This window comes from Streptomyces sp. NPDC007084 (genome assembly GCF_040703595.1).
In the GTDB taxonomy this organism is placed as follows: domain Bacteria; phylum Actinomycetota; class Actinomycetes; order Streptomycetales; family Streptomycetaceae; genus Streptomyces.
Genome location: NZ_JBEYFY010000014.1, coordinates 92573 through 104583, shown reverse-complemented (window position 1 = coordinate 104583; position 12011 = coordinate 92573). Strand labels below are relative to the sequence as shown.

Sequence of the window (12011 nt, the reverse complement as noted above, 5' to 3'; positions counted from 1 at the left end):
GGGCCGCGTCGGCGGCCCGGGGTCAGACGGCTTCGGCGGTCTCGGGCAGGTCGACGGCCAACTGTTCGGTGAGATCGACGACTTCGGCCAGCTCCCCGAAGTCGCGCACGGCGGTGTCGACGGTCTTTCGGATACGAGTGTTGACGCGCTCGGAGCGCACCTTCTTGCCGATCCTGAGGGCTTCGAGGGCCAGTTCGGCGCTTCGCTCGGGCTCGCGCTTGAGCAGGTGCACGGTGGCCATGCCGATGAGGTTGAGCGCGTACGAGCGCTGGTGCTCGGAGTCCTCGCCGAAGCGGTCGACCGCCTCCTGCATGAGCGGCTCGGCCATGGAGGCGTAGGTGGGGCTGCGGCCGGCGACATAGGCGAGGTCGCGGTAGGAGTGCGAGTTCTCGCCGTACAGCTCGGCCTTGGAGAAGAAGCGGATCCAGTCGGGGTCGGGCTCGTCCCACTCGTGCACGTCGGCGAAGGTGTCCTCGGCCATCCGCACGGCCCGCTTGCACTTGCCGGGCTGGCCCATGTTGGCGTAGGCGCGGGCCTCCATCGCATACAGCATCGACTGGGTACGCGGGCTCGCGCAGTCGCGGCTGCCGTACTGCGCGAGGTGGATCAGCTCCAACGCGTCGTCGGGGCGCCCGAGATGGATCATCTGGCGGCTCATGCTGGAGAGGATGTACGAGCCGAGGGGCTTGTCACCGGCCTCCTTGGAGGCGTGCAGGGCGAGCACGAAGTACTTCTGGGCGGTGGGCTGGAGACCCACGTCGTAGCTCATCCAGCCCGCCAGCTCGGCGAGTTCGGCGGCGACCTTGAACAGGCGCTTGCTGGTGGCGGCGGGCTGCGGCTCCTGGAGCAGGTCGGTCACCTCGTGGAGCTGGCCGACGACGGCCTTGCGGCGCAGGCCGCCGCCGCACTGGGCGTCCCACTGGCGGAACATCACCGTGGTGGACTCCAGGAGGTCCAGCTCCGGTTCGGACAGGCGCCCGCCGCGGCGGGTCGGGGCGGGCGGCTCGGGCTCCTGCTGGGCCAGCGAGGTGGGTACCAGCCAGCGCTGCATGGGCTCGACGAGGGCGGGGCCGGCGGCGAGCGCGAGCGAGCTGCCGAGGAAGCCGCGCCGCGCCAGCATCAGGTCGCTGCGTGAGTACTCACTGATCAGCGCGACGGTCTGGGGTCCGGTCCAGGGCAGGTCGACACCCGATACGGAGGGTGCCTGGTGGACGGCGCGCAGCCCGAGGTCCTCGACGGCGACGACACAGCCGAAGCGCTCGGAGAACAGCTCGGACAGGATGCGCGGGATCGGTTCGCGGGGGTTCTCCCCGTCCAGCCAGCGGCGCACCCGGGAGGTGTCCGTGGAGATGTGGTTGGCCCCCAACTGGCGTGCCCGGCGGTTGACTTGACGCGCCAGCTCGCCCTTGGACCAGCCGCTGCGCACGAACCACGAGCCGAGCAGTTCGTTGGGGCGCTTCTCCGCGCTCGCCCCGCCTCCGCCGTTGCCGCCCACTGGAACGCCCCCATCCCTGGAACCACTTGCCGCCGCTGTGCGCCAAGCCCTATCAGAATGCCGGTAAATACGGCCGCCCGTCCGCCTCTTCTCACCCTTCGAACGGGAAGCCGAGTTGCCCTTGGCATACCCACGAGTGCGACGTCCCCAGGACTCGTGCACTCAAAGTAATCCTACGATCACCGCTCCAGCCATGGCGATCCGTGAAACGCCACCATTCGCCACCCCTTCGAATGAACTCCGAGTCCCCTGATCGCGATTCACTTGACACAGCATCACCGGGGATGGGCGGCACGGTGTACGCCGGGGCGCGCGACGCCGACCGCACCACCCCCTACGCGACAGTGCGCCGTCTGGATGCCGCGGCAGTGGGCAGCCGAGAGCAGAGCGTGACATTCCGGCTCCGTCACGTAACCAGTGGTGCCTCGGACCCGTTGGAGGGGGCATGGGCTTCACGATCGGCAGCAGTCGGACGATGCGCGACATCCGGACCGCCACGCGGCGCCGCGGCCGCTCGTCGGAGTGCACGGCCGTCGCCGAGTACACCGGACTGTGGGGCTGGGACGTGGTCCCGGGCGCCCGGGCCGCGGCCGGCGCGTGCTCGTGCGGCGGGACCGGCTGTCCGGCGCCCGGAGCGCACCCCCTGGACTTCGCCCCGGTGATCCGGGCCGGGGCGACGCTGGACGAGGTGACCGACGCGTGGGCCCGCTTCCCGGGCGCCGCGGTGATGCTCCCGGTCGGCCGCGCGTTCGACGTGATCGAGGTCGCCGAGGCCGCCGGGCGCCGGGCGCTCGTCCGCCTTGAGCGCATGGGCCTCCCGCTCGGTCCGGTCGCGGCGACTCCGGACGGCCGCGCCCACTTCTTCGTCTCCCCCGGCTCGGCCGCCGACCTCCCCCGACTGCTGTACCGGATGGGCTGGGACGACGCCTCCCTCGACCTGCACGGCCTCGGTCCGGGCACGTTCCTCACCGCCCCGCCCTCCGACCGCGCGGGCCTCGGCCCGGTCCGCTGGCTGCGCTCCCCCGCGCTCGACTCGGCGACCAACCCGCCCCAGGCCCGGCTGCTGCTCGGCACCCTCGCCTACGTGGCCCACCGCTCACGCGCCTGACCGCCCGAAGCCAGCCCTCCGACCGGGGCCCGCGTTCCGACCGGGGCCCGCGTTCCGACCGGGCACCCCGTTTCGACCGGGCACCCCGTTCCGACCTCCCTGCGTCCGACGGGAGCCGTCCCCGCCCCGTACGCCGAAGCGCCCGGCCCCCGAGTACGTCTCGGGAGGCGGGCGCTTCTTCGGGCACCTACGCGGTCGCGCGGGTGGTCACTCTCCGATAAGGGCGTCAACGAACGCCTCCGGCTCGAACGGCGCCAGGTCGTCCGCGCCCTCGCCGAGCCCCACCAGCTTGACGGGCACGCCCAGCTCGCGCTGGACCGCGATGACGATGCCGCCCTTGGCCGTGCCGTCGAGCTTGGTCAGCACGATGCCGGTGATGTCCACGACCTCGGCGAACACCCGGGCCTGGATCAGACCGTTCTGGCCGGTGGTGGCGTCGAGGACGAGCAGCACCTCGTCCAGCGGGGCGTGCTTCTCGACCACGCGCTTGACCTTGCCCAGCTCGTCCATCAGGCCGGTCTTGGTGTGCAGCCGGCCCGCGGTGTCGATGAGGACGACGTCCGCGCCCTCCTCGATGCCCTCCTTGACCGCGTCGAACGCGATCGAGGCGGGGTCGCCGCCCTCGGGACCGCGGACGGTCCGGGCACCGACGCGCTCGCCCCAGGTCTGGAGCTGGTCGGCCGCGGCGGCGCGGAAGGTGTCGGCGGCGCCGAGCACGACGTTCTTGCCGTCGGCGACGAGCACGCGCGCGAGCTTGCCGGTGGTGGTGGTCTTGCCGGTGCCGTTGACCCCGACGACCATCACGATGCCCGGGGTGTCGAGGTTGGAGTCGGTCTTCACCTCGCGGTCGAACTCGGGGACGAGAAGCTGGAGCAGCTCCTCGCGCAGCAGGGCGCGCAGCTCCTCGGGGGTGCGCGTGCCGAGCACCCGGACGCGCTCACGGAGCCGGTCGACCAGTTCCTGGGTGGGCTGCACGCCGACGTCGGCGGTCAGCAGGGTGTCCTCGATCTCCTCCCAGGTGTCGTCGTCCAGGTGCTCGCGGGACAGGAGCGTGAGCAGCCCCTTGCCGAGCGCGTTCTGCGAGCGGGAGAGCCGGCTGCGCAGGCGCACCAGGCGGCCGGCGGTCGGTTCCGGGATCTCGATGCCGGGGGCGGCCGGCGGCTCCTCCACGACGACCGGCGCTTCGGCCGAGCGGTCGGGGAGATCCACTTCCTCTATCGTGCGGCGCGATTCGTCGGACGGCGTCTCGGCCTCGTCGCCGACGTGCGGTTCGGCCGGCGGGGCGGTGATGTCGGGGGCGGACGGGGGCGGCGGGGGCAGTTGCTTGCGCTTGCGACTGCCGACGACGAGCCCGCCGAGCGCGCCGATCACGACCACGGCGATGACTACAGCAAGGATGACGGTTTCCATAACGTCCCCCAGTATCAGCCATGGCCCGCCCGGGAGGGATTTTCCCCCGCGCGCGAGAAGTCTTGTCGTTTCGTACGAGGAGCCGGCGCGGGGCGTCACGGCCCTGGATACCTGACGCACCGTCAGCTAACCTCCCCCATCCCACACGAAGGGGGGCTCCCATGCCCGTGTCGGTCGTGCGCTTCAACCTCGTGGAACCCGGTGCCACACCCGCCTCGCTGAGCGCGCGCTACCGGGCGGCCGTCGAGATGGCCCGGTACGCCGACGACCGCGGGATCACCACGGTGCAGACCGAGGAGCACCACGGGGTCGGCAACAACTGGCTGCCCTCGCCGTTCGCGTTCGCGGGCGCGGTGTTCGGGGCGACCCGGAACGTGGCGGTCACGGTCTCGGCGGTCATCGGGCCGCTGCACGACCCGCTGCGGCTGGCCGAGGACATCGCCGTGCTGGACCTGCTCAGCGGCGGGCGCCTGGTGACCGTGGCGGGCATCGGCTACCGGCCCGAGGAGTACGCCCAGTTCGGCGTCGACTGGAAGCGGCGCGGCAGGCTCCAGGACGAGCTGCTGGAGACGCTCCTCAAGGCCTGGACGGGCGAGGAGTTCGACTACCGGGGCCGGACGGTACGGGTCACCCCGCGCCCGTTCTCCGATCCGCACCCCCTGCTGCTGGTCGGGGGCTCCTCCCGGGCGGCGGCCCGGCGCGCGGCCCGGCTGGGGCTGCCGTTCTTCCCGAGCGCGCACCTGCCCGAGCTGGAGGCGTACTACAAGGAGTGCCTGGGCGAGTACGGCACGGAGGGCTGGACCATGATGCCCGGCGCCGAGACCCCGCTGCTGCACATCTCGCAGGACCCGGACCGCGCCTGGGCCGAGTACGGCCGGCACTTCCTGCACGAGGCACGGACGTACGCCTCCTGGCAGTCCGGGGAGATCCGCTCGGCGGTACGGTCGGCGGCCACGACGGTCGGGGAGCTGCGCGCCGAGGGCGTCTACCGCGTCCTGACGCCCGACCAGTGTGTGGCGGCGGGTCTGGACAACCTGGTCCTGCACCCGCTGGCCGGCGGGATGCCGCTGGAGGAGGGGTGGCGCGGTCTGCGGCTCTTCTGCGACGACGTACTGCCCCGGCTCGACTGACCTGACGGTCCGAACCGGGGCGGTACGTCTCTCACGAGTACGAGGAGAGGGGCAGCGGGGACTTGGCCCTCCTCCCCGAGTTCCGGGGGCCACCGGCGCCCGCGCGGGGTCGGCCGGTGGCGCGGGAGGGGCTAGCCCATCTCCTCCAGGGCCTTGCCCTTCGTCTCCTTGACGAACTTGAGCACGAACGGGATGGAGAGCGCGGCGAAGATCGTGTAGATGACGTAGGTCCCCGAGAGGTTCCAGTCGGCCAGCGACGGGAAGCTCGCGGTGATGGCCCAGTTGGCGATCCACTGCGCGGAGGCGGCGACACCGAGGGCGGCGGCGCGGATCCGGTTCGGGAACATCTCGCCGAGGAACACCCAGACCACGACACCCCAGGAGAGGGCGAAGAAGAGGACGAAGATGTGGGCGGCGATCAGGGCGACCCAGCCCTGGGTGGCGGGCAGCTTGCCGTCGACCAGGTCGTAGGAGAAGGCCCAGGCCTCCAGGCCGAGGCCGATGACCATGCCCACCGAGCCGATGAGGGCGAGCGGCTTACGGCCGATCCGGTCCACGAAGATCATGGCGATCACGGTGCCGACGATGTTGATGATCGACGTGGTGAACGAGTAGAAGAACGAGTCCGAGGGGTCGACGCCGACCGACTGCCACAGCGTCGAGGAGTAGTAGAACGCGACGTTGATGCCGACGAACTGCTGGAAGACCGAGAGGCCGATGCCGATCCAGACGATCGGCTTGAAGAAGAAGGTGCCGCCGAGCAGGTCCTTGAAGCTCGACTTGTGCTCGCTCTTCATGGCGTGCTCGATCTCGTCGACGCGGGCGTCCAGGTCGACGCCGTCGCCCTCGACCTCGCTGAGCACCTCACGGGCGCGGTCGCGCCGGCCGACGGACAGCAGGAAGCGCGGCGACTCGGGGATCGCGAAGGACAGCAGGCCGTAGAGGACGGCCGGGATGACCATGACGCCGAGCATGACCTGCCAGGCCTCGAGGCCCAGCAGCTTGCCGCGCTGGTCGCCGTCGGCGGCGTTCAGGATGCCCCAGTTGACGAGCTGGGAGATGGCGATGCCGACGACGATCGCGGCCTGCTGGAAGGAGCCGAGCCGGCCGCGGTAGGCCGCCGGGGAGACCTCGGCGATGTAGGCCGGGCCGATGACGGAGGCCATGCCGATGGCGAATCCGCCGATGATGCGCCAGAAGGCGAGGTCCCACAGCGCGAAGGGCAGGGCCGAGCCGACGGCGCTGATGGTGAACAGGACCGCGGAGATCTGCATGCAGCGGATACGGCCGATGCGGTCGGCCATGCGGCCGGCGGTCGCGGCGCCGATGGCGCAGCCGATCAGGGCGATGGCGATGACCTGGGCCAGGGCCGCGGAGCCGATGTCGTAGCGGCTGCGGATGGCCTCGACGGCTCCGTTGATGACGGCGCTGTCGTAACCGAACAGGAAACCGCCCATCGCGGCGGCGGCCGCGATGAAGATGACATGCCCGAGATGTTCGGGATGAGCCGACTTGGCTACCGGTTGAGGTGCCTGCGCTGCGCTGGTCACGTAAAACTCCTCGGGCCACCGGCCTCGCTGCCGGGGGTGGGGGGCGAAACCCTTCGATGGTGGTACCAGTGGCGCACAACTTCACGTCACCCACCACCTGAAGGTAAAAGCAACGTTGCAGAGACTATGCCTTCAAGTTTCGAAGTCAATAGTTGGCCTGCTGTGAGTTTGTGCGCCCGAACGAGTGCGACTGTGTTCAAGAGTTGAATGATTGACCCTCGAACGGCTGAACACAGGGCCTTGTGCCCCCGAAGCCTCGGAAGTAACTCCGTGGGAGATACACGGATGTGATGCGCGGAACACGGCGAAGCCGGGGCCCCTGTGCGTCCGTCCGGGGGGCGGCGCAGGCGCTGATGTCCTTCCGGGGTCAGCGCAGGCGCTGGCTGATGACCTTCGAGACGCCGTCGCCCTGCATGGAGACGCCGTACAGCGCGTCGGCGACCTCCATCGTGCGCTTCTGGTGCGTGATCACGATGAGCTGCGAGGCCTCCTGCAGCTCCTGCATGATGCGGATCAGCCGCTGGAGGTTGGTGTCGTCGAGCGCCGCCTCCACCTCGTCCATCACGTAGAACGGACTGGGTCGCGCCTTGAAGATCGACACCAGCAGCGCGACGGCGGTCAGCGACCGTTCGCCGCCGGAGAGCAGGCTGAGCCGCTTCACCTTCTTGCCGGGCGGCCGGGCCTCGACGTCGACGCCGGTGGTGAGCATGTTGTCCGGGTCGGTCAGGATCAGCCGCCCGTCGCCGCCGGGGAACAGCCGGCTGAAGACCCCTTCGAACTCCCGGGCGGTGTCCCGGTACGCCTCGGTGAACACCTGCTCGACCCGCTCGTCGACCTCCTTGATCACCTGGAGGAGGTCGGCCCGCGTCTTCTTGAGGTCCTCCAACTGCTCACTGAGGAACTTGTGGCGCTCCTCCAGCGCGGCGAACTCCTCCAGGGCGAGCGGATTGATCTTGCCGAGCTGCTGGTAGGCGCGTTCGGCCGACTTGAGCCGCTTCTCCTGCTCGGCGCGGTGGAAGCGCCGGGGCTGGTTGCGCGGGTGCTCCGGGTCCTCGGGCAGCTCCTCGCCCTCGGCGGGCAGCGACGGCGGTACGAGCTGGTCTGGGCCGTAGTCCGCGACGAGTCCCGCCGGCTCGACGCCCAGCTCGTCCAGCGCCTTCGCCTCCAGTTGCTCTATGCGCAGCCGCTTCTCGGCGCCCAGCACCTCACCGCGGTGCACCGAGTCGGTGAGCTTGTCCAGCTCCGCCTTGAGGTCGCGGCCCTGGCCGCGCGCGGCGACGAGTTCCTGCTCGCGCCGCGCCTTGGCGCCGTCGGCGGCGGTGCGCTCCTCGTCGGCGCGGGCGAGCGAGACCTCGACGTGCGCGAGCAGTTGCCGCGCTCCGGAGGCGACGGCCTCGGCGACGGCCGCCTCGTGGCGCAGCCGGGCCCGGCGCTGCTCGGCACGCGCGCGTGCCTCGCGTTCGGCGCGGGCGGCCCGGTCGAGCGAGTCGGCCCGTCCGGCGAGGCCCTTGACCCGCTCCTCGTGCGTACGTACCTGGAGCCGGGCCTCCATCTCGGTCTGCCGGGCGTTGGCGCCGTCCGCGGCGAGCCGGTCCCGGGCCGAGGTGTCGGGTTCCTCCTCGACGGGCATCTCCTCGGCCACCGCGAGCCGTTCGGCCAGTTCCCCGGCCTCCTCCAGGGCCCGGTCGAGGGCGTCCTGCGCGCGGGCGGCGGCAGCGGTGCTCCGCTCGGCCTCGCCCGCCGCGCCCCGCGCCTGCCCGGCCAGCCGGCCGAGCTGCTGGGCGACCGAGGACTTCTCCCGCTCGGCGGCCCGCCGCCGCTCCCCCAGCTCCTCGACGAGGGCGGCCCGCCCGCTGCGCAGCTCGGCGGCGCGGCGCTGTGCCTCGGTCAGCTCCTCGCAGCGCACGGCCAGCTCCTCCAGCTCGGCCGCCGCCTCGTCCACGGAGGCCTGTACTTCGAGAAGGCTGGGCGCGCCCGCGGACCCGCCGTGCGCGAAGTGCGCCCCGAGCAGGTCGCCCTCGGCGGTCACGGCGGTGAGTCCGGGGCGCGCGTAGACGAGGTCCTCGGCGTCCTCCAGGGTGCCGACGACGACGATCCCGCGCAGCAGCCGGCGTACGGCGGGCATGAGTTCGGCGGGGCCGCGTACGAGGTCGGCGGCGCGCCGGATGCCGTCGGGGGCGAGCAGGTGGTCCACACCGCCGGGGGCGTTGATGTGGCCGGCCTCGTTCGTGGGCCCGGGTCCATACCCGCGGGCGGGTTCATACACGGCTGCGGCGTCGGGTCCCGTACCCCTCGGGGCCCCCGCCCGTTCCGTGTCCGTCGCACCCTCCGCGTCCGTCGCACCCTCCGTGTCGCCGTCGTACGGGTCGTCGGGATCGTCGGGGGCGCCGGCGAGCAGGAGGGCGGCCCGGCCGGCGTCCTGTTTGCGCAGCAGGCGGATGGCCTCGGCGGCGGAGGCGGGGGTGCTGACGGCGATGGCGTCGGCGGCCACGCCGAACGCGGCGGCGAGCGGGACCTCGAAGCCGGGGGTGACCGAGAGCAGTTCGGCGGCGGGGCCGAGCAGGCCGGTCAGCCGGTCGCGGGCGCCGAGCAGCGCGCCCGTGCCGTCCTTGCGCCGCAGCCCGAGCGCGAGGGCCTCGTGGCGGGCCTGGGTCGCGGCCCGCCGCCGTTCGGCCGTGGTGACCGCCTCACGGGCGGCGCTCAGGCCGGCCTCGGCGTCCGCCAGCGCCCGCTTGGCGGCCTCGTGCTGGTCGGTGAGGTCGGCGTCACCCGCGTCGAGGCCCTCGACCTCGGCCTTGAGCTGCTCGTACTCCTCCTGGGCGGCGAACGCGCGTTCCTGTGCCTCGTCCCGTGCGGCGGCGAGCCGGTCGATCTCGGCCTGCGCGGACGCGGCGCGTGAACGGGCGGCGTTGACCTGCCCGTTGAGGCGGGCGAGCCCCTCGCGGCGGTCGGCGATGGCGCGGGCCACGTCCTTGAGGCGGCGTTCCTCGACCATGAGGTCGCGCTCCAGCTCGGCGCGGTGCGCGACCGTGTCCTCCAGGGCCCGCTCCGCCGCTTCCAGGGCCGCTTCGAGTTCGGCCTCCTGTTCACGGATCCGGGCGGCCTCGCGCTCCATGTCCTCGGGGTCGCGTCCGCGCCGCTCCTCGGGGGGCGCGGAGGTGGCGCTCTTCACGCGCGCGTCGGCCAGCGAGATCGTGCCGCGGACCCGCTCGGCGAGCTGGGAGAGTTCGTACCAGGTCTGCTGGGCGCGTTGCAGGCGCGGGGTGAGCCGGCGGACCTCGTCCTCCAGCAGGGCCTCGCGCTGGAGCGCCTTCTTCAGCTCGGCCTCGGCGGACTCCTTGCGTTCCTTGAGGGCGGCCTCGTCGGCGATCTCGGACTGGAGCGCCCCGCGCAGCCGGACGAGGTCGTCGGCGAGCAGGCGCAGCCGGGCGTCGCGCAGGTCGGCCTGGATGACGGCGGCGCGGCGGGCGACGGCGGCCTGCCGGCCGAGCGGCTTGAGCTGGCGGCGCAGTTCGTCCGTGAGGTCCTGGACGCGGGCGAGGTTCGCCTTCATCGCGTCCAGCTTCCGCAGCGCCTTCTCCTTGCGCTTGCGGTGCTTGAGGACGCCGGCGGCCTCCTCGATGAAGGCGCGGCGGCCCATCGGGTCGGCGTGCAGTACGGAGTCGAGCTGGCCCTGGCCGACGATGACGTGCATCTCGCGGCCGATGCCGGAGTCGGACAGCAGTTCCTGGATGTCCAGCAGGCGGCAGGTGTCGCCGTTGATCTGGTACTCGCTGCCGCCGTTGCGGAACATGATCCGCGTGATGGTGACCTCGGCGTACTCGATCGGCAGGGCGCCGTCGGAGTTGTCGATGGTGAGGGAGACCTCGGCGCGGCCGAGCGGCGGGCGGCCTGTGGTGCCGGCGAAGATGACGTCTTCCATCTTGCCGCCGCGCAGCGACTTGGCGCCCTGCTCGCCCATGACCCAGCTCAGCGCGTCCACGACGTTGGACTTGCCCGAGCCGTTGGGGCCCACGACACAGGTGATGCCCGGCTCGAACCGCAGCGTGGTCGCCGAGGCGAACGATTTGAACCCGCGCAGGGTCAGGGCCTTGAGGTGCACGCCGCCGGACTCTACCTTTCGGGCCGCGTCTCACTCCATGAACGCGCGGTTTCACTCTTTAGCGCGGAGGGCAGACCACACGTTAAAGAGAGGGGACGGGGGCTCGCGAGAGCGGGGGCCGGAGGCGGGGGCCGGGCAAGAAAGAAGGGACGCCGAAGAGGCGTCCCTTGCAAATCTGACAACTTAGCGGTTGATCCGGGTCAGCGGTTCATTCGGGCCGCCCGACCACTGCTGTCGTCGTGGTGCCGTGCAGCGATCAGGTGAGCGCAGGCTCCGCCTGGGGTACGTCGATGCTTTCGAGAAGCGAGTCGTGAGAAGCGGCAGCCGCGAGCGCGTCGTTCTCGGCCTGAATCCGTACAAGCTCGGATTCGAGGTCCTGTACGCGCTGCTGGAGCCGTCGCATCTCGGCGATGAGCCGCGGGTCGGAACCGCCGACGTAACCGAGAAGCGCCTTTGCCATGATGGATGGTCCTCCACAATGAGTGACCGACCGAAGCGGTGTGGGTCGTGAGGGATCGCACCCGCGATGCTTGGCACTGCTGATGTTTTGCTGCCGTTCCACATGCCAAACAGCTAAGGTGCGCGGGGCTTTCAGAGTCTCACCAAAAAGTTTGACGGTCAACACGATCACGCCCCGTATTGGTGGGCAACCCGCTGTCGCGCGGCTCTCAACCGGCTGCGCTGCGACTCCTGCGGGACCTCAGGGCGTGGAGATCATCGTTACCTCGCGAGCCTGCCACTTCGCGGCCGTCTTGGCAACCACCTGGTGGTTTCCGCTTCGGGCAGGTGCCCGGGGCATGCGCGGGTGCCTGCCGGGGAGGCGTCGGGGCCGAGTTCGTCAGCGGATGGCGAAGCCGTCGTAGATCCCCCGGGGCGTGTCCCAGATCTCAGTGACTCCGTCCACCCGGCCGGGCGTGTCGTCGCCCTGGAGCCAGTCGAGCAGATCCTGACAGCCGTCGCGGGGGCCCTCCGCGACCACTTGGACGCGTCCGTCGTCCAGATTGAGAGCAAAACCACTCAGCCCGCCGATCTCCAGGGCCCGGGCACGCGTGAACCAGCGGAAACCCACACCTTGGACGCGTCCGCGCACCCAGACGACCAGCCGTACAACCTCGTTCATGGGTGCACGCTAACCGGACAATGTCCCGCGGAGCACTTCCTCCCCTTGCGCCATGGGGTACCGTCCCCACCCAATGAGTCTCATTGGAAACTCACT

General features: G+C 71.2%; 8 protein-coding genes. 2 read left to right on the top strand and 6 right to left on the bottom strand.

Features of this window, described 5'->3' with window-relative positions; all coding sequences use genetic code 11:
• Nucleotides 1–22: 22 nt before the first annotated feature.
• On the bottom strand, nucleotides 23–1495 hold the full coding sequence (locus AB0912_RS14885) for a hypothetical protein (RefSeq protein ID WP_366699501.1): 1473 nt from the start codon (nucleotides 1493–1495) through the stop codon (nucleotides 23–25).
• 445 nt (nucleotides 1496–1940) lie between these two features.
• On the opposite strand from AB0912_RS14885, the gene AB0912_RS14880 reads away from it, so the two are divergent.
• Complete coding sequence (locus tag AB0912_RS14880) at nucleotides 1941–2603, top strand: bifunctional DNA primase/polymerase (RefSeq protein WP_366699499.1); 663 nt, start codon at nucleotides 1941–1943, stop codon at nucleotides 2601–2603.
• Nucleotides 2604–2810: 207 nt separating this feature from the next.
• Here AB0912_RS14880 and ftsY read toward each other — a convergent pair whose 3' ends face one another.
• On the bottom strand, nucleotides 2811–4013 hold the full coding sequence (gene ftsY / locus AB0912_RS14875) for a signal recognition particle-docking protein FtsY (RefSeq protein WP_366699497.1): 1203 nt from the start codon (nucleotides 4011–4013) through the stop codon (nucleotides 2811–2813).
• A gap of 161 nt (nucleotides 4014–4174) precedes the next feature.
• Here ftsY and AB0912_RS14870 point away from each other — a divergent pair, with 161 nt between their 5' ends.
• Nucleotides 4175–5143: an LLM class flavin-dependent oxidoreductase gene (locus AB0912_RS14870; RefSeq protein WP_366699495.1), complete on the top strand. Its 969-nt coding sequence runs from the start codon at nucleotides 4175–4177 to the stop codon at nucleotides 5141–5143.
• Between the two features lie 131 nt (nucleotides 5144–5274).
• On the opposite strand, the gene AB0912_RS14865 is transcribed toward AB0912_RS14870, so the two are convergent.
• From AB0912_RS14865 to AB0912_RS14850, 4 genes are all read right to left on the bottom strand, one after another.
• Nucleotides 5275–6693, bottom strand: coding sequence for a sugar porter family MFS transporter (locus AB0912_RS14865; protein WP_366699493.1), 1419 nt, complete (start codon nucleotides 6691–6693; stop codon nucleotides 5275–5277).
• Nucleotides 6694–7060: 367 nt separating this feature from the next.
• Nucleotides 7061–10795, bottom strand: a complete 3735-nt coding sequence (locus tag AB0912_RS14860) for an AAA family ATPase (protein WP_366699492.1) — start codon at nucleotides 10793–10795, stop codon at nucleotides 7061–7063.
• Between the two features lie 256 nt (nucleotides 10796–11051).
• Nucleotides 11052–11255, bottom strand: coding sequence for a hypothetical protein (locus tag AB0912_RS14855; RefSeq protein WP_028802434.1), 204 nt, complete (start codon nucleotides 11253–11255; stop codon nucleotides 11052–11054).
• A gap of 378 nt (nucleotides 11256–11633) precedes the next feature.
• Entirely contained in the window at nucleotides 11634–11915 is a 282-nt protein-coding gene (locus tag AB0912_RS14850; protein ID WP_366699491.1) for an acylphosphatase, read from the bottom strand.
• Nucleotides 11916–12011 lie beyond the last annotated feature (96 nt).